This window comes from Nocardioides marinquilinus (assembly GCF_039543705.1).
GTDB classification, from domain to species: Bacteria; Actinomycetota; Actinomycetes; order Propionibacteriales; family Nocardioidaceae; genus Nocardioides; species Nocardioides marinquilinus.
In genome coordinates this window covers 170,487-186,725 of sequence record NZ_BAABKG010000001.1, presented here as the reverse complement: position 1 = coordinate 186,725, position 16,239 = coordinate 170,487, and the positions used below count along the sequence as shown (strand labels likewise).

Annotated in this window: 19 protein-coding genes and 1 tRNA gene; 8 read left to right on the top strand and 12 right to left on the bottom strand. The window is 75.9% G+C overall.

All coding sequences use genetic code 11. The annotated features are described in order from the left end of the window. Both ABEA04_RS00935 and ABEA04_RS00930 read left to right on the top strand, forming a co-directional pair. A complete protein-coding gene (locus ABEA04_RS00935; RefSeq protein WP_345453425.1) occupies positions 1-1,383 on the top strand; it encodes an alpha/beta hydrolase family protein in 1,383 nt (460 codons plus the stop codon). 31 nt (positions 1,384-1,414) lie between these two features. Further along, positions 1,415-1,765: a hypothetical protein gene (locus ABEA04_RS00930; RefSeq protein WP_345453422.1), complete on the top strand. Its 351-nt coding sequence runs from the start codon at positions 1,415-1,417 to the stop codon at positions 1,763-1,765. Between the two features lie 293 nt (positions 1,766-2,058). Here ABEA04_RS00930 and ABEA04_RS00925 read toward each other — a convergent pair whose 3' ends face one another. Next, positions 2,059-2,808 carry a Fic family protein gene (locus ABEA04_RS00925; RefSeq protein ID WP_345453419.1) on the bottom strand — a complete coding sequence of 250 codons (750 nt, stop codon included), beginning with the start codon at positions 2,806-2,808 and terminating at the stop codon, positions 2,059-2,061. 75 nt (positions 2,809-2,883) lie between these two features. On the opposite strand from ABEA04_RS00925, the gene ABEA04_RS00920 reads away from it, so the two are divergent. Beyond that, entirely contained in the window at positions 2,884-3,759 is an 876-nt protein-coding gene (locus ABEA04_RS00920; RefSeq protein WP_345453416.1) for a class I SAM-dependent methyltransferase, read from the top strand. Positions 3,760-3,879: 120 nt separating this feature from the next. Here the strand turns inward: ABEA04_RS00920 and ABEA04_RS00915 are convergent, their stop codons facing one another. The 3 genes from ABEA04_RS00915 to ABEA04_RS00905 are packed head-to-tail and all read right to left on the bottom strand — an operon-like array spanning position 3,880 to position 6,503. Further along, the gene (locus ABEA04_RS00915) at positions 3,880-5,187 is read right to left on the bottom strand and encodes a hypothetical protein (protein WP_345453414.1); all 1,308 of its coding nucleotides are present in this window, start codon (positions 5,185-5,187) and stop codon (positions 3,880-3,882) included. A gap of 43 nt (positions 5,188-5,230) precedes the next feature. Next, positions 5,231-6,001 carry a hypothetical protein gene (locus ABEA04_RS00910; protein WP_345453411.1) on the bottom strand — a complete coding sequence of 257 codons (771 nt, stop codon included), beginning with the start codon at positions 5,999-6,001 and terminating at the stop codon, positions 5,231-5,233. Beyond that, positions 5,994-6,503, bottom strand: coding sequence for a sigma-70 family RNA polymerase sigma factor (locus ABEA04_RS00905; RefSeq protein WP_345453408.1), 510 nt, complete (start codon positions 6,501-6,503; stop codon positions 5,994-5,996). Before ABEA04_RS00905 ends, ABEA04_RS00910 begins: the two co-directional genes overlap by 8 nt. Positions 6,504-6,586: 83 nt before the next feature. On the opposite strand from ABEA04_RS00905, the gene ABEA04_RS00900 reads away from it, so the two are divergent. Continuing rightward, positions 6,587-6,675: transfer RNA gene (locus ABEA04_RS00900), tRNA-Ser, on the top strand. Between the two features lie 88 nt (positions 6,676-6,763). Here the strand turns inward: ABEA04_RS00900 and ABEA04_RS00895 are convergent. Genes ABEA04_RS00895 through ABEA04_RS00885 form a run of 3 tightly spaced genes read right to left on the bottom strand, consistent with a single transcriptional unit; the run spans position 6,764 to position 8,872 of the window. After that, the gene (locus ABEA04_RS00895) at positions 6,764-6,991 is read right to left on the bottom strand and encodes a biotin/lipoyl-binding carrier protein (protein ID WP_345453405.1); all 228 of its coding nucleotides are present in this window, start codon (positions 6,989-6,991) and stop codon (positions 6,764-6,766) included. 58 nt (positions 6,992-7,049) lie between these two features. Next, positions 7,050-8,075, bottom strand: a complete 1,026-nt coding sequence (locus ABEA04_RS00890; RefSeq protein WP_345453402.1) for a hypothetical protein — start codon at positions 8,073-8,075, stop codon at positions 7,050-7,052. A gap of 11 nt (positions 8,076-8,086) precedes the next feature. After that, entirely contained in the window at positions 8,087-8,872 is a 786-nt protein-coding gene (locus tag ABEA04_RS00885; RefSeq protein ID WP_345453399.1) for a carbon-nitrogen hydrolase family protein, read from the bottom strand. 25 nt (positions 8,873-8,897) lie between these two features. Between ABEA04_RS00885 and mobA the strand changes: the two genes are divergently transcribed. The 4 genes from mobA to ABEA04_RS00865 are packed head-to-tail and all read left to right on the top strand — an operon-like array spanning position 8,898 to position 11,525. Continuing rightward, the gene (gene mobA / locus ABEA04_RS00880; protein WP_345453396.1) at positions 8,898-9,461 is read left to right on the top strand and encodes a molybdenum cofactor guanylyltransferase; all 564 of its coding nucleotides are present in this window, start codon (positions 8,898-8,900) and stop codon (positions 9,459-9,461) included. Positions 9,462-9,519: 58 nt separating this feature from the next. Beyond that, positions 9,520-9,849, top strand: coding sequence for a DUF6457 domain-containing protein (locus ABEA04_RS00875; RefSeq protein ID WP_345453394.1), 330 nt, complete (start codon positions 9,520-9,522; stop codon positions 9,847-9,849). Continuing rightward, entirely contained in the window at positions 9,846-10,823 is a 978-nt protein-coding gene (locus tag ABEA04_RS00870; protein ID WP_345453392.1) for an NAD(P)H-quinone oxidoreductase, read from the top strand. The genes ABEA04_RS00875 and ABEA04_RS00870 overlap by 4 nt, the downstream gene beginning before the upstream one ends. Before the next feature lie 39 nt (positions 10,824-10,862). Further along, on the top strand, positions 10,863-11,525 hold the full coding sequence (locus tag ABEA04_RS00865) for a bacterial proteasome activator family protein (RefSeq protein WP_345453389.1): 663 nt from the start codon (positions 10,863-10,865) through the stop codon (positions 11,523-11,525). A gap of 41 nt (positions 11,526-11,566) precedes the next feature. Here the strand turns inward: ABEA04_RS00865 and ABEA04_RS00860 are convergent, their stop codons facing one another. From ABEA04_RS00860 to serS, 5 genes are all read right to left on the bottom strand, one after another. After that, positions 11,567-12,406 carry a hypothetical protein gene (locus ABEA04_RS00860; protein WP_345453386.1) on the bottom strand — a complete coding sequence of 280 codons (840 nt, stop codon included), beginning with the start codon at positions 12,404-12,406 and terminating at the stop codon, positions 11,567-11,569. A gap of 365 nt (positions 12,407-12,771) precedes the next feature. Further along, on the bottom strand, positions 12,772-13,581 hold the full coding sequence (locus ABEA04_RS00855; protein WP_345453383.1) for an HAD-IIB family hydrolase: 810 nt from the start codon (positions 13,579-13,581) through the stop codon (positions 12,772-12,774). Further along, on the bottom strand, positions 13,578-14,078 hold the full coding sequence (locus tag ABEA04_RS00850) for a GNAT family N-acetyltransferase (RefSeq protein ID WP_345453380.1): 501 nt from the start codon (positions 14,076-14,078) through the stop codon (positions 13,578-13,580). Before ABEA04_RS00850 ends, ABEA04_RS00855 begins: the two co-directional genes overlap by 4 nt. A gap of 4 nt (positions 14,079-14,082) precedes the next feature. Next, positions 14,083-14,937, bottom strand: coding sequence for an HAD family hydrolase (locus tag ABEA04_RS00845; RefSeq protein ID WP_345453378.1), 855 nt, complete (start codon positions 14,935-14,937; stop codon positions 14,083-14,085). Beyond that, complete coding sequence (serS, locus tag ABEA04_RS00840; protein WP_345453375.1) at positions 14,934-16,220, bottom strand: serine--tRNA ligase; 1,287 nt, start codon at positions 16,218-16,220, stop codon at positions 14,934-14,936. The genes ABEA04_RS00845 and serS overlap by 4 nt, the downstream gene beginning before the upstream one ends. Between the last annotated feature and the right edge of the window lie 19 nt (positions 16,221-16,239).

Sequence of the window (16,239 nt, the reverse complement as noted above, 5' to 3'; positions counted from 1 at the left end):
ATGACCACTCTCGGGATGGACACCGCGGCCGGCCTGGCCGCCAGCAGCGAGCTCGACCAGGGCTCCCAGCAGATCGCCGCGCTCGCCACGCGCCTGGACGGCGTCCTGCGGTCCTTCGACTGGCAGGGCACCGACGCCGAGCGCACCTTCGAGACCTGGGGCAACAGCGAGCGCCCCGCCCTCGACAGCACCGTGGCGCACCTCGCGGCCATCGCGACACTCATCCGCCAGGAGGCGCAGGCGCAGGACGCCGCCTCGGGCACGGGCGCCGCAGCGGGTACGGTCGTGACCGGGACCCCACAGACGACCGCCGCCCCCGCGGCTTTCCCGACGGTTGCGGGCGGCGGCGGTCCCCTGGGGTTCCTCGGCAGGATCGGGGAGCGCATCGGCGCCGTCCTCGACGGCGCGAAGCGCACCCTGGGCCACGCGGGCGACTTCGTCGGCAAGCTGGCCGACGTCGTCACGGGCCGCGAGGACCACTCGGTGGCCGAGATCGCCGCGAGCGCGCTGCTCACCGGCGGCTCGGCGGTCGGCACGGTCGTCAACGCGGTGACGGGCAAGGACGAGCGCTGGTTCGCCGAGGGCCCGGGCCTCGCCGGGACGCCGGTCGCCGTCCCGCCGGGCGGCGACGGCCAGTTCCAGCCGCCGCTGCGCCAGCCCACCGACCTGCCGAGCCTCATGCAGAGCGTCACCGACAGCTACCAGGTCGGCGAGGGTCCGGGCAGCAACGGCGACGTGCGCATCACGCAGGTCGACAACGGCAGCGGGCGGCCGACGTACGTCGTCTCGGTGCCGGGCACCGAGCGGTGGGGCCCCGACGCCGGCTCGATGCCGCGCGACCTGTCGGCCAACCTCAACCTCGTGGCCGGCAACCCGACCGCGGCCGCCGAGTCGGTGACCCGCGCGATGGAGGCGGCCGGCATCCTGCCCGGCTCGCAGGTGCTGATGGTGGGCCACAGCCAGGGCGGCATCATCGCCGGCCAGCTGGCTTCCGACCCGGCGTTCGTCGAGCGGTTCGGCGTCACCAACGTGCTCACCTACGGCGCACCGATCGACCACATGCAACTGGCGCCCGGCGTCTCGGCGCTGCAGGTGCAGCACGGCGCCGACATCGTGCCGCGCCTCGACCTCGGCGGCATCGACGCCGGCGGCACCAACCCCAACACCCCCGTGCAGACCGTCACCCTCGGCAGCCCGGGCGGGCTGTTCGACCCGGTCACCAACCACTCGCACGTCGCCTACCGCGACTCGGTGGCCGCGGCGCTCGGTTCCGACACCGAGGCCGGTCGTATCCTGCGCGACTACCAGGCCTCGCTCGCGCCGTTCTTCAGCTCGACCGGCCACTCGACCGCCGTCGACGTGCCGGTCAGCCGCGGCCAGTAGCGACCCCCGACCCGCACCAGGAGGCGTCACCGTGGGCCTCCTCGACCTGCTCGGACGTCGTCCGCCCGAGCCGGCGGTCGCGCGGGCGGTCGCCGACGCGGTGGCCGCGCTGCCGGGCGTCGAGGGCCACGACCTGGCCTACAACCACCAGCGCAACGGGTCGGGCGCCGTCACCGGCCGCGTCGACGTGCCCGACAGCGCGACCTTCCTCGAGGTGCTGCGCGCGGTGCGCCGGGGCCTCGACGGACCGCTCGGACGCCGCGCCGACCTCGTCGTGATCGACCTGACGGCCCGCACCCCGGACGGCGTGCCGCTCGCGCCGGGCGAGCTCGGCCTGTCGTCGCCGCCGAGCGGGCGCGAGGTGCGCGAGCGGCTGCTCTGAGCGCGGGCTCGGACACGCCCGCCTCCGGGGCGGGTCGGAAAGTCAACCCTTGAACCCCGAGGGCGACCGGCGTACCAATGGAGTGAGCAACATCACAACTCCAGAGCAACACGTGAGTCGGGTACCCACGCGGCGAACCACCCTTCCGACAGGGCGCCTGTCATCGGAACATCTCCGGGGCAGCAAGCAGAGTTGCACGCCTGGTAGCCAGCGACCCACGTGTCAGCGGTGGCACCCGAGACTTCACTGACTCGGGTGCCACCTGCACGTCCGGGCCCGGCCGAGCGGTCGGCTCAGGACCGCAGCGGGCTCGCCTCGGCCCCGGCCGCGAACGCCTCGGCGGCGTAGATCAGCCAGGCGTGCATGCCGGCCGGTCCGCCGGTGGCGTAGGCGCGCAGGTTCGACTCGTACTGCGGCCGCAGCGCCAGGTGGCCCGCCTCGGGGACGACGAGCGACTTCGCGTCGACGCCGCGCGCCACCAGCACCAGCCGCTCGACGGCCCGGGCCACCAGCCCGTTGTGCGAGGGGAACGGCGCCGCCGTCGCCAGCTCGCCGTGGACGACGGCCGCCACCAGCAGCGCCGGCGCCGCGGTGCCCGCGCTGCCGGCCGACGGCGTCGACGGGGCGGCCAGCACCGCGGCGACGTCGCGCAGCCGGGCCGCCGACTCGGCGTCCCGGGGGCGGCCGACGCGGTCGGCCGGCAGCGAGCCGGACGACGCCAGCGCGTGCAGCCGGGCCAGCACCTGCAGCGGCGCCCGGCCCAGGGTCGGCACCAGCGCGAGCAGGCCGGTGGAGACCCGGACGGCGTCCGCGGCGATCTCGTCGCCCTCCCCCGCCCGCACCTCGTCGAGCCCGGACGACGACCCCTCGAGCACCGCGCTGGCGTGCGCGCCACGCAGCAGCGACTCCGCCGTCGTCTCGGGCGTCGTGCGCCGCAGGCCGCGGTCGCGCAGCAACGCGTCGATGCCGTCGCGGGTGGCGGCGAAGGCCGAGGGCACGCCCTCGAGGTCGACGAGCCGGGCGAGCGGGTCGGCGTCTGGCACGCGACGAGGCTAGGGCCTGTCACTGGCCGCGCGGCGCCCACCCGGCGTCCGCGCGGAGCCGTAGCATCGGCCACGATGAGCGAGCACGAGCGCCGCGCCCGCAGCTTCGGCGGCGTGGCCGAGGCCTACGACCGGGGGCGGCCGACCTACCCCGACGACGCCGTGCGCTGGCTCGTGGGCGAGCAGCCGGCCACCGTGCTCGAGCTCGGCGCCGGCACCGGCAAGCTCACCGAGCGGCTCGTGGCGCTCGGGCACGACGTCCACGCCACCGAGCCCGACGAGGCGATGCTGGCCGTGCTGCGGCGCCGGCTGCCCGGCGTCCGCGCCTCGGCCGCGGGCGCGGAGCAGATCCCCGCCGCCGACGCGTCGGTCGACGTCGTCGTCGGCGCGCAGTGCTTCCACTGGTTCGACCACGCCGTCGCGCTGCCCGAGATCGCGCGCGTGCTGCGGCCGGGCGGCCACCTGGCGCTGGTGTGGAACCAGCGCGACGAGCGCATCCCGTGGGTGCGCAAGCTGGGCCGCATCATCGGCAGCCAGGACAACACCGACTCCACGCCCGCCCTCGAGGCCAGCGAGGAGTTCCTCGACGTCGACACCGCCGCGTTCGCGCACTGGCAGACCGTCGACCGCCGCTCCATCCAGGACCTCGCCCGCTCGCGCTCCAACCTCGCCGTGCTCGACGACGAGGCCCGCGACGAGCGCCTCGCCGAGCTGCTGGCGCTCTACGACGACTACGGCCGCGGCATGGACGGCATGCAGCTGCCCTACGCGGCGCAGTGCTTCCGTGCCGAGGTCGCGCCGCGCAGGCAGCCGGAGCCCGAGCCCGAGCCGGTCCCCGAGCCCGAGCCCACCGTGGCGATGGAGCGCGAGCTCGACGACTCCGCCGACCGGCTGCCCCGCGTGGCCGCCGGCCTCGAGGACACCGGCACCCTGCTCATCGACTTTCGCTGAGCCCGCCGGGGCGTCATACGGGTCGGTGCCCCCAGCGGCCGTTGCGGATGACGTCCCCGGTCGAGCGGGGCGTCATACGAGCCGGCGGCTCGGGCGACCCACACGTATGACGCCCCGGCCTCACGCCTCGCAGGTGGCGCGCCGCTCGGCCTCGCAGCGGTCACGGCCGGCGCGGCCCTCGGCGAGGTCGCGGCCGGGCCCGCCGAGCAGCACGTCGGGCGAGTAGGAGCCGTAGAGCCGGTCGTCGCCGGCGCCGCCGTCCGCGCGGAAGCGGTCGCCGTCCGGGCAGGACGTCGGGCGGAAGAACAGCGGACGCGTCGCCTCCTCGACGACGGTGCCCTGCCGGACGACGTCAGCCCCGCCGAGCCCGCGCACGGTGCCGCACAGGCTCTGCAGCCGGTTGGCCCGGCGGTCGCCGACCAGCACGCTGCCGCCGCGGCGCACCGCGGCGTCCTCGATGCCGTAGAGCCTGACGACGGCCCGCGCGTCCTGCAGGCGGGCCAGGCGCCCGCGGGACAGGTCGAGCGACATCGCCGGCGCGCGGCGTCCGCCCTCGAGGACGACGACCCGGTCGCGGCCGCTCGCGCCGACCAGCGCACCCGTCGTGCCCTGGGCGAGCGTGAGGGCCAGCTCGTCGTCGCCGCCGCGAGCGTCGACGTCGACGTCGGAGGCGCTCGTCTCGAGGCGCTCGGAGACGACCGAGCCGGTGAAGGTCAGCGCGAGCCCGCCGACCGCGTGGAAGGGCCGGTCGTCGGTGCGGTAGGCCTCGAACCCCGCCCAGCCGTCGAGCTGCACCTCGCCGGCCCGCGTGATGCGCCGGTGGGGCACATCGATGTCGAGCACGGTCGGGCCGTCGTCCAGCCGCGTGTGCATGAGCCGCAGCTCGTCGTCGCCCGGGCCGGCGACCATCGAGCCGGCGGCGTCGAGCCCGCCCGGCTGCAGCGTGACGCGGTCGTCGCCGTCGCCGGTGTCGACCACGGCGGTGTCGGGCGGGCCGGTGCGCGCGCCGACGGTCACCTCGTCGGGGCCGCCGCCGGTCACGACCGTGTCGTCGCCGCCCCCGCCGTCGACGACGTCCGCGCCCGCACCGCTGGTGAGGGTGTCGTCGCCCGTGCCGAGGTCGATCTCGGCGTCGCTGTAGCCGGCGGCGTCCATCGTGACGGTGTCGTCGCCCGCCCCGGCCGAGAGCCGGTAGTAGGTGCCGGTGGTCAGGCAGACGCGGTCGGCGCCACCGCGGGCGTCGACCACCTTGCTGCCGTTGCTGACGATGACGTCGGGGCCGGGCGTGCCGACGGTCGGCTCGGCGGGGTCGCCGACGATCGTGGCCGGCCGCCCCTGGCAGGTGACCTCGGCCGTCGCCGGCGCGGCCGGGAGGGCGGCGACGGCCGACAGCAGGAGGGGCAGCGGGACGAGAGAGCGGACGCGCATGCCCTCACAACGGGGACGACGGCTCCGGCGTTGACACGCGGGCTCAGTCGGACGGCGCCCCGGGCCGCGGCACCCAGCCGTCGTCGGCCGCGGCGGCGAGCAGCGCGTCGGTGGTGACGCCCGGGTCGACCCGCTCCCCGCCCGGGGTGCAGCCGCAGACGGTGAGCGTGACCGCCCAGCCGTCGGGACGCAGCACGGTCGCGGCGAGCACGGGGGCATCGGGGTCGGCGCCGCGCACGTCGGCCACCGGCGCGACCCGGGCGACCGGGTCGAGGACCGCGTCGCCGGCGGCCGTCTCGTCGACCCGGCCGACGCCGCCGTCGTCCAGGCCGCGGCAGGAGCCGCCGAGCGCCTCGCACGCCGACGTCGCGTCGCCCCGGTAGCGCTCGACCGCGACGCCGCCGATCCGCGGGGGCGCGTCGGCGCCGTCCGGCCACCACCGCAGGCTCAGGTGCACCCGTTGGCGGGGCGTGGCCCGGTAGCTGACGTCGACCGGGTAGGCCCGTCCGCCGAGCACCTCGGCGAAGAAGGCGGCCGGACGGCGGGCGTCGACCGGCGGCGGGTCGGAGGCCCGGTCGGACGGCGCCGTCCCGTCGCGGTCGTCCGCACGCAGCGCCACCACGGTCACCGGCACGGCGACGGCGACCGCCACCGCGGCGGCCGCGGCTCCCGCGGCGAGTCGGCGGCGCCGGTGGCGTCGGCCGACCTCGGCGCGGACGACGGCGGGTGCGTCGGCGCGGGGCCGCACCGTGGCGGTGGCGGCGCGCACCCGCTCGCCCAGCAGGCGCTCGAGGTCGTCGTCGTGGTCAGGCACGGGGGCGCACCTCCTCCTCGGCGTCGGTGTCGGCCGCGGCGAGCAGGTCGCGCAGCCGCGCCAGGCCTCGCCGCAGGTGGGTGCGAGCGGTGGGCGCCGAGCAGCCCAGCCGCTCGGCGATGGCGGCGTGGTCGAGGTCCTCGACGGTGCGCAGGACGACGGCGGCCCGCTGCCGGGCCGGCAGCACGGCGAGCGCGGCCACGAGGGCGGGGTCGATCGGCGCGTCGAGCTCGACGGGGCGGTCGGCGACGACGGCGCGGTCGGACGGCGTCTCGCGGCGCCGCCGGCGGTGGCGGTCGACGTCCAGGCGCACGAGCACGGTCTGCGCGTAGCCGCCGGGGTTCTGGTCGTGCAGCCGGCGCCAGCGGACGCCGACCCGCACGAGCGACTCCTGCACGAGGTCCCACGCGTCGTGGGGGTTGCCCGTGAGGCCGTAGGCGACGCGCAGCAGCCGCGGCGTCTCGACGGCGACGAACGCCTCGAAGCCGTCGCCGTCGTCCACCCGGCCATGGTGCACGCCCCCGGCCCCCTCCGCACGCCGCACTAGACTCCCGGGGTCCGCCGGCGGCACGCCGCCGCGGGCTCGGAGGGGTGCCGGAGTGGCCGATCGGAACCGCCTTGAAAGCGGTCGCTGGCAGAGATGTCAGCCGCGGGTTCGAATCCCGCCCCCTCTGCTGCGGCAGGAGTCACCGGATCACCGGTGACTCCTGACGTTCTCAGCCGAGGCTTCGGCCGAGAAGGTCAGGAGCCGGCCGAGAAGGGTCAGGCGAGGACGACCAGGACGTCGCCCTCCTGGACGACGTCGCCGGGGGCCACCTTGACGGCGGTGACGGTGCCGGCGTGCTCGGAGATGACGGGGATCTCCATCTTCATCGACTCCAGCAGCGCGACCTCGTCGCCGACCGCGACGGCCGTGCCGGGCTCGACGGCGACCTCGAGCACGTTCGCCACCATCTCGGCGAGGATCTCGACGGTCTGGGCGCGCGGCATGCCCGGCACGCTAGCCGCTACCCCGCGGTAGCGACGAACGCGCGTCGCGCCGCGGGCCTCAGAGCAGCGCCTGGCCGCGTGCCGGCTCGGGGCGCAGCGCCGCGGCCTGCTCGTCGCGACGGCTGCGTCGTCCGCGGGCGCGGCCGCCGGAGGCCCGGGAGCCGGTGAGCAGCTGGTCGAGCCGGACGACGACGTAGCCCAGCACCAGCCCGACGACGAGGCCGTAGAGCACCGACAGCGCGCTCTCGGTGCGCTCGATGGCCGGGTTGACCAGCGAGTTGGCGACCGCCGAGGTGGCCGCCGCACCGAACGCGCACACCCACCAGCCCTGCCGCCGCCGCGCCCGCATGTGGACGCCGTACGCGAGCGCCGGGACGCCGAGCACCGAGATGATCGGGCGGGGGAAGGCGCCGAGGTGCTCGCGGCACCACCGCACCGCGTCGAGCAGGTCGGTGACGAGGTCGGGGGGTCCGTAGCGCCGCAGCAGCTCGGCGTAGAGCAGCGTGCCGGCGAGCAGCAGGCCCCCGACGACCACGATGACGAACCCGCGGCGTCCGAGCCCGTGCAGGCCGGCGCCGAGGCGGTAGACCACGACGAAGCTGGCCGCCAGCGCGAGCCCGAAGGTGGCGTACTCGAACCGGGTCACGGTGATGGTCGGCTCGAAGCCGATGGTGGCCAGCGCACCGCCGGCGCCGATCAGCACCGCCACCACGCACTCGCGCACCGCCCGCGGGTACGACGCCGCGGGCACGGTGGCCATCACCCCCAGCACGGCCGCGACGACGCAGGTCATCACCGACGCGCCGGTGCGCAGCCGGTCGTCGTCGATGACGAGCACGGCGACGCCGATCAGCACCGCCAGGGCGCCGAAGACCACCGGCCGGCCGCCGGTGCGGGCGGCCAGCGCCCACGAGTAGGCGCCGGCGACGGCGACCGCACCGGCCCCGCCGAGCCAGTCGGGCCCGACCGGCACCATCGCGCAGACCAGCGCCGCGACGCCGCCAGCCACGACCAGCAGCCAGGCGAGCAGCGGCAGGCGCGACTCGGAGAGGGAGTCGACGCGACGGCGCAGGGCTGCGAACACGTCGAGGCAGGTTACAGACGCCGGTTGCGCAGCGAGGGGTTGGTGCGGCGCGCCTCGTCGAGGACGGCCCGTCGCAGCAAGCCCGCGACCACCTCCGGACCCTCCCCGGCCTCGACGACCACGTCGCCCAGCGGGTCGATGATCGTGGAGTGGCCGGTGTAGCGCGGGCCGGGCTGGCCGGTGGCCACGACGTAGACGGTGTTCTCGATCGCGCGGGCCCGCAGCAGGGTGCGCCAGTGGTCGACCTTGCGCGGCCCGGCCACCCACGCCGCCGGGACGACGAGCACCTCGGCCCCGGCGTCGACCAGCAGCCGGGCGAGCTCGGGGAACCGCAGGTCGTAGCAGGTCATCAGGCCCAGCTGCCACCCGCCGACGGTGACCACCACCGGGCCGGGCTCGCCCGCGCTGAGCGCGTCGGACTCGCGGTAGCCGAAGGAGTCGTAGAGGTGGATCTTGCGGTAGGACGCCGACGCCGCGCCCCGCACCACCAGCGTGTTGAACGGCCGCGCCGGGTCGGTGCTGCGCTCGAACATGCCGGCCACCACCGTGGTGCCGTGCGCGTCGGCCACCCGGGCCACCTCGCTCGCGAACGGGCCGGTCACCGACTCCGCGAACGCGCTCACGTCGCTGCCGGCCTCGCCGAAGTCGCGGGCGAACGCCTCGGGCCACACCACGAGGTCGGCCGGCTCGCGCTCGCCCGCCGGCGGGGTCAGCTCGGCCAGCCGGGCGCGGTTGGCCGCGGGGTCGAGCGTGGACGCCTCCTGGACGAGGGTCACGCGCAGCACGGAGCCATCCATCCCCCCAGCCTGCCACCATGGCGGCATGCCACTCGAGGCGTTCGGGGCCGTCGTCCTCGCCGGCGGGCGGGCGAGCCGGCTGGGCGGGTTCGACAAGGCGACGGTCGAGGTCGGTGGCCGCACGCTGCTCGCCACCGCGCTGGACGCCGTCCTCGACGCCGGCGAGGTCGTCGTGGTCGGCGACCAGGTGCCCACCGAGCGCCCGGTCACCTTCGTGCGCGAGGACCCGCGGCACGGCGGGCCGGTCGCGGCCCTGCTCACCGGCTGCGACGCGCTGCTGCGCCGTCCGCGCACCGTCGTCGTCCTCGCCGTCGACATGCCCCGCGTCACCGCCCGCACCGTGCGCCGGCTGCAGGAGGCCGCGGACGGCACGGACGGCGCGGTCCTGGTGGGCCCCGACGGACGCCGCCAGCTCGCCCTCGTGCTCGACCGCGAGCGGCTCGAGGCGGTGCGTCCCGACCACGAGGGGCAGCACGGGTACGCCGTCCACCGGCTGCTGGCCGGGCTGCGGCTGACCGAGGTGCCGGCCGAGGACGAGGAGCACCGCGACGTCGACACCTTCGCCGACCTGCGCGACCTCGCCGACTGACCGCCGCGGCGCCCGACCGAGGGTTGCGGCAGACCGGGTCGCTCGCCACGCTGGGCGGGTGAACCTCCACGACTGGATCGACGAGCTGTGCGACGTCCTCGATCTCGAGACCGAGGTCGACGAGGGACTGCTGAACGACCTGGCCGAGGTCGCCCACGACGACGTCGGCCCCCGCGCGAGCGCGGTGACGGCCTACCTGGTCGGGTTCGCCGCCGGGGCCGCGGACGCCGACCCGGCCGCGGTCGAGCGGCTCGCCGCGAAGGCGCAGCGCCTCGCCGAGAGCTGGGACCGGCCGGCCGGAGCGCGCGATCCCGACGACGTCGACGACGACGTCCCCGACGACGAGGAGGTCGACCACACCCTCGACGCCGACGAGGAGGAGGAGTGAGGGCGGTCGTCGCCGAGGGCACCGGCGGGCCGGAGGTGCTCTCGGTGCGCGAGGTGCCGGACGTCGAGCCCGGCCCCGGCGAGGTGGCGATCGAGGTCGTGGCGACGGCGGTCAACCGCGCCGACACCCTGCAGCGGCGCGGCCACTACCCGCCCCCGCCGGGCGCCAGCGAGACCATCGGCCTGGAGTGCAGCGGCACGGTGGCCGCACTCGGCGACGGCGTCGAGGGCTGGGACGTCGGCGACGAGGTCTGCGCGCTGCTCGCCGGCGGCGGCTACGCCTCGCGCGTGGTGGTGCCGGCCGGACAGGTGATGCCGGTGCCCGACGGCATCGACCTGGTCACCGCCGGCGCGCTGCCCGAGGTGGCGTGCACGGTGTGGTCGAACGTGTTCATGGTCGCCGGGCTCAAGCCCGACGAGACGTTCCTGGTGCACGGCGGCGCCGGCGGCATCGGCGTCATGGCGATCCAGCTGGCCCGGGCGCTCGGCTCGCGGGTCTTCACGACCTGCGGCACGCCGGAGAAGCAGGCGTTCTGCACCGACCTCGGCGCCGAGCTGGCCATCGACTACCACGAGGACGACTTCGTGGCGCGGGTCAAGGAGGCCACCGACGGGGCCGGCGTCGACGTCGTCCTCGACAACATGGGCGCCTCCTACCTCGGCCGCAACGTCGACGCCCTCGCCACCGAGGGCCGCCTCGTCGTCATCGGCATGCAGGGCGGGTCGAAGGGCGAGCTCGACCTCGGCGCCCTGCTGCGCAAGCGCGGGGCCGTCGTCGCGACGTCGCTGCGCAGCCGGCCCGTGGCCGACAGGGCCGCCATCTGTGCCTCGGTGGTCGAGCACGTGTGGCCGCTGCTGGCCGACGGCACGGTGCGCGCGATCGTCGAGCGCACGCTGCCGCTGGACGACGTCCGGAAGGCTCACGAGCTGATGGAGGCCGGCTCGCACACCGGCAAGATCGTCCTCACCCCGTGATGCGGTGTCCCGGTCGGTGCCCCTGGCTAGGTTGGAGGCATGACCGAGGAGCAGCAGGCGGCGTCCGACGGTGACCAGCAGGAGCAGGCCCCGTCGGGTCAGCCCGAGCAGCAGGTCGTGATCATCGGGCCCGACGGCAAGGCCATCGGTGCCGTCCCGGCGTCCGCGCTGGCCCCCGAGGGCGGCGACGACGAGGGCGAGACCGAGGGCCGCGACCTCACCGACCTCGTCGAGCAGCCGGCGAAGGTGATGCGCATCGGCAGCATGATCCGCCAGCTGCTCGAGGAGGTGAAGGCGGCGCCGCTCGACGAGGCCAGCCGCGCCCGCCTCAAGGAGATCCACGCCTCCTCCATCAAGGAGCTCGAGCAGGGCCTCGCCCCCGAGCTCGTCGAAGAGCTCGAGCGCATCACGCTGCCGTTCGCCGAGGGCGTGACGCCGTCCGAGGGCGAGCTGCGCATCGCCCAGGCACAGCTGGTCGGCTGGCTCGAGGGCCTCTTCCACGGCATCCAGACCGCGATCTACGCCCAGCAGATGGCGGCGCGGGCGCAGTTCGAGCAGATCCGCCGCGGGCTGCCGGCCGGTCTGTCGATGCAGCAGGTGCCCGGTCAGCCGGGTCAGCCCGGCCCCGGTCAGCCGGGTGGCCCCGGTCAGCCGGGCGGGGACGACGACCGCTCCGGCGGCTCGGGCGGGATGTACCTCTAGCCGGTCGGCCTGGCCGGCTGGTCGGCCGGTCGGTCAGCCGGTCAGCGCGTGCGGCCGAGGCGCCGCGCGAGCAGCAGCCCCAGCACGCCCACGATCACCAGGGCGAGGCCGGGGGCGGCCGGGCGGCCGAACGGCGTCCGGGCGGCGGCGGCGTCGCACTCGGGGCTGCCGACGTCGCGCACCGTGGCGTCGCTGTCCTCGCACCGGTAGGTGACGTCGTCGAAGCTCGGCTCGGCCGGCGGCTGCGGGACGCCGGGGGGGCGGCCGGCGCCGTACTCGTCCTCGAGCTCGCGCTCGACGGTCTCGGAGGCCACCTGCACCTGGCTGCAGCCGACGACGACGTAGACGCCGGTCTCGGCGTCGAAGCGGGTGGTGAAGACGCGCGGTGCGCGGTCGGAGACCGGCTCGGTCTGCTCGGTGGTCTGCGGGGTGCTGGGCGTGGTCGGCGTGCTCGGGGTGGTGGGGGTGGTGGGGGCGCCCGGCGTGCTGGGCGTGCTGGGCGTCGGCGTGCCGGGGGTGGGGTCGTCGGTCGAGGACCCGCCCACGCTGCCGGCGTCGTTGGCACAGCCGAGGAGGTCGGCCCGGGAGCGGACCTTGACCCGCTGGGTGGGCACGTCGACGTCGCCGTAGACCTGGTCGACCTCGACGCGGTAGATGCGGATGGTGCGCTCCGGCGAGGCGCCGAAGACCAGCGGGGTGCCGACGAAGGTGCCGACGAAGACCGCCTGGGCCTCCTCGGCCACGCCGCCGACCTCGGTCTCGTCGGCCTGCGCGGGCGCCGTCAGGCCGCCGACGGGCAGGGCCAGCAGCGCCACCACCGCCGCGACGAGCACGGCGAGCAGGGCGCGCGGCAGGCGCTGGGGTCGGGGCACACGGTTCATCACAACAGATCGTCCCGCACCCGGCCAGGCCGTAGCCACTCCCCGCCGTCCCGACCCGGCGTGCCGGACCGGTGGGCGGTGAGCCAGTGACCGTTCCGCCACCGGACTCGGTGACCAAGCCACCGCCACCCCGACCCGACCCCACCCAGCGGTGAGCCAGTCACCGATCCGCCACCGGTTTCGGTAACCAAGCCACCGCCACCCCGACCCGACCCCACCCAGCGGTGAGCCAGTGGCCGTTCCGCCACCGGATTCGGTAACCCACCCACCGCCGTCCCGACCCGACCCCACCCAGCGGTGAGCCAGTGACCGTTCCGCCACCGGATTCGGTAACCCACCCACCGCCGTCCCGGCCGGCGACGGCGTCACCGCTCCGTCGGCAGCCCCCGGCCCGCCAGCAGGGCGGCGAGGGTGCGGGCGACGCCGTCGTCGTCGTTGGCGGGGACGACGTGGTCGGCGGCCGTGCGCACCGCCGGGTCGGCGTTCGCCACCGCGCACGAGGTGCCGGCCCACGCCAGCATCGTGAGGTCGTTGGGCTGGTCGCCGAAGGCGACCACGTCGGCGGCGTCGACGCCGAGCCGCGCGGCCACCCGGGCCAGGCCCGCCGCCTTGGTGACGCCCGGTGCGCTGACCTCCACGAGCCCGGGGCCCGACCAGGTGGCGACGGCACGCGCGCCCACCGCCGCGGTGACGGCCGCGCGCACCCGGACGTCGTCCGCGCCCGGGCAGCGCACCATCAGCTTGAGGGCGGGCTCGACCCACAGCTCGGCGAGCGGCCCGACCGGGCTGCCCGGCGGGATCTCGTTGGGCTCCACGAACCGGGGGTCGCGCACCAGCCCCGAGACGCACTCGAGCGCGAACGCCGCGTCGGGCAGCGCCGCCGCGACGGCGTCCACCAGCGGCAGCCCGACGTCGGGCGCGATGCCCCGCGTCTCGAGCACCCGCCGCTCGGCGACGTCGAACAGCAGCGCGCCGTTGCTCACCAGGGCCAGCCCGTGGCGCCCGACGAACCGCCACAGGTGCTCCATCCAGCGCAGCGGCCGCGCGGTGACGAAGACCAGCGGCACCCCGGCCTCCTCGACGGCGGCCAGCACCCCCTCGGTCTCCACGCTCACGGTACCGTCGGAGCGCAGCAGCGTGCCGTCGAGGTCGGTCGCGACCAGGCGCGCCCTCATCGGACGACGGCGGGCCGGGCCATCACGAGGTGGCCGTCGTCGTCGCTGCCACGCAGCTCGGTGAACCCGGCCTTCGCCAGCACCCGCAGGCTGGCCCGGTTCTCGGGTCGGGCGGCGCCGCGCACCCGCAGCCCCAGCGCCTCGAGCGCCGTAGCGTAGCCCAGCAGCGCCTCGGTGGCCACGCCGCGCCCGCGCGCGTCGGGCACCAGCCCGAAGCCGACCTCGAGCTCGGGGCCCGCCACCTCGGGCGGTGCGTGGCAGGTGACGGTGCCGACCGCCAGCCGGTCGAGGACGACGTGCCGCGGCCCGAACGTGTTGGTCCCGGTGCGCACCGTCTCGGCCGCAGCGACGTCGTCCGGTCGCGGGTACTGCGGGTGCCACCGCACGTCGCGGCGTCCCTCGCGCATGGCGGCGGCGTCGTCGAGGGTGACGAGGATCAGCCGCAGCCGACCGGTCTCGATCAGCGCCGGCAGCGCGTCGAGGTCCGGGAGGTCCACGGCCTCAGAACCACCGCTCCAGCTCGACGGCGACCCCGTCGTCGTGGACGGTCTCGGTGACGTCGTCGGCGGCCTCGCGCACCACCTCGACCGCCTGGCCCATGGCGACGCCGCGCCCGGCCCACCGCAGCATCTCGATGTCGTTGCGGCCGTCGCCGATGGCCAGCACGTCGGACGACGTCAGCCCCAGCTCACGGCACACGTGCTCGAGCCCGGAGGCCTTGCTGACGCCGACCGGGGTGAGGTCGAGCCACGCCGTCCAGCCGACGACGTAGTCGGTGCCGTGCAGGCCGAGGTCGGCGGCGAGCGCGACGAAGTCCTCGGCGGTGGCGTCGGGGTCACGGATGATGACGCGGCTGACCGGCCGCGAGACGAGGTCGTCGACCTCGGCGAGGCTCATCTCGCCCGACAGCTCGCCGTCGGGGAACGGCGAGCTGACCCGGTAGCCGCGGCCGCGGTCCTCGATGGCCACGATGGCGCCGGGCCGCTGCTGGAGGACGGCGCGCACGGCCGGGCCGGCGTCGAAGGTCTCCTCGTGCACCACCTCGAGCTCGTGGCCCGGGTCGTAGCGGAAGATCACCGCACCGTTCGAAGCCACCACCCACAGCCGCTCACCGCCGCCCGGCGGCAGGCCGAACAGCTCGAGCAGGTCGGCGATCGCGGTCATGCCGTGCGGCGAACGACCCGAGGCGAGGACGACGTGCGTGCCGGCGTCGAGCGCGCGGTGGACGGCGGCGTGCACCCGCGGCGTGATGGTCTCGTAGGTCGTGCCGGCGCCGTCGACCCAGGCGAGCAGGGTGCCGTCGATGTCGAGGGCGACCAGGCCCGGCGTCCAGTCGCCCGGCTCGGGGGTGCTCACGCGATCGGCTTCAGGACCTCGAGCCCGCCGAGGTAGGGCCGCAGCGCCTGCGGGACGCGCACCGACCCGTCCTCCTGCTGGTGGGTCTCGAGCAGGGCGATGAGCGGGCGGTTGGTGGAGCACAGGGTGCCGTTGAGCGTGGCCACGGGCACGTTGCGGCCCTCACCGCCCGCGCTGCCGGCGCTGCCGGCGGTGCGGATGTCGAGACGGCGGGCCTGGAAGTCGGTGCAGTTCGAGGTCGAGGTGAGCTCGCGGAAGCGGCCCTGCGAGGCGATCCAGGCCTCGCAGTCGAACTTGCGCTGCGCCGACGTGCCGAGGTCGCCGGCGGCGACGTCGATGACGCGGTAGTGCAGCTCGAGGTCGTCCATGAACTCCTTCTCCCACGCCAGCAGCCGCTGGTGCTCGGCGTAGGACTCCTCGACGGTCGTGTAGACGAACATCTCGACCTTGTCGAACCAGTGCACCCGGAAGATGCCCTTGGTGTCCTTGCCGTGGCTGCCGGCCTCCTTGCGGAAGCACGGGCTGAAGGCGGCGTAGCGCATCGGCAGCGCCGCGCCGTCGAGGATCTCGTCGGCGTGCATCGCCGCCATCGGCACCTCGGAGGTGCCGACGAGGTAGAGGTCCTGGCCCTCGATCTTGTAGACGTCGTCGGCGGCCTGGTCGAGGAAGCCGGTGCCGGCCATCGCGTGCGGGCGCACCAGCGAGGGGGCGATGGCCTCGGTGAAGCCGTTGGCCGCGGCCCGGTCGAAGGCGAGGTTGACGAGCGCGCGCGCCAGCCGGGCGCCGACGCCGGTGAGGAAGTAGAAGCGCGAGCCCGAGACCTTCACGCCGCGCTCGATGTCGATGGCGCCGAGCAGGCGGCCGAGCTCGACGTGGTCGCGCGGCTCGAAGTCGAACTCGGGCCGGGTGCCCACGGTCTCGAGGACGACGTAGTCGTCCTCCCCGCCCGCGGGCGACTCCTCGGCGGCGAGGTTGGGGATCGAGCCGAGCGCGGCGGTCCAGGCCTCCTCGGCGGCGACGCGGTCGGCCTCGGCCTCCTTGACGCCGGCGGCGAGCGCCTTGGTGCGCGCCAGCAGCTGCTGCTTCTCCTCGCCCGAGGCCTTCGCGACCTGGGAGCCGAGCTGCTTCTGCTCCGCGCGCCGCGACTCGAAGGCGCTGATCGCCTCACGGCGGGCGGCGTCGGCCGCGAGGGCGCGGTCGACGACGTCGTCCGACAGGCCGCGCTTGGCCTGGGCGGCGCGGACGCGGTCGGGGTCGTCCCTCAGGACACGCGGGTCGATCACCTCGCCAGGCTAGTCGTCG

Excerpts from the sequence above, each read along its gene's own strand:
- ABEA04_RS00935 (WP_345453425.1), top strand. The coding sequence starts at position 1 with ATGACCACTCTCGGGATGGACACCGCGGCCGGCCTGGCCGCCAGCAGC.
- ABEA04_RS00920 (WP_345453416.1), top strand. The coding sequence starts at position 2,884 with ATGAGCGAGCACGAGCGCCGCGCCCGCAGCTTCGGCGGCGTGGCCGAG.
- ABEA04_RS00915 (WP_345453414.1), bottom strand. The coding sequence starts at position 5,187 with ATGCGCGTCCGCTCTCTCGTCCCGCTGCCCCTCCTGCTGTCGGCCGTC.
- ABEA04_RS00895 (WP_345453405.1), bottom strand. The coding sequence starts at position 6,991 with ATGCCGCGCGCCCAGACCGTCGAGATCCTCGCCGAGATGGTGGCGAAC.
- ABEA04_RS00885 (WP_345453399.1), bottom strand. The coding sequence starts at position 8,872 with ATGGATGGCTCCGTGCTGCGCGTGACCCTCGTCCAGGAGGCGTCCACG.
- mobA (WP_345453396.1), top strand. The coding sequence starts at position 8,898 with ATGCCACTCGAGGCGTTCGGGGCCGTCGTCCTCGCCGGCGGGCGGGCG.
- ABEA04_RS00865 (WP_345453389.1), top strand. The coding sequence starts at position 10,863 with ATGACCGAGGAGCAGCAGGCGGCGTCCGACGGTGACCAGCAGGAGCAG.
- ABEA04_RS00860 (WP_345453386.1), bottom strand. The coding sequence starts at position 12,406 with ATGAACCGTGTGCCCCGACCCCAGCGCCTGCCGCGCGCCCTGCTCGCC.
- ABEA04_RS00855 (WP_345453383.1), bottom strand. The coding sequence starts at position 13,581 with ATGAGGGCGCGCCTGGTCGCGACCGACCTCGACGGCACGCTGCTGCGC.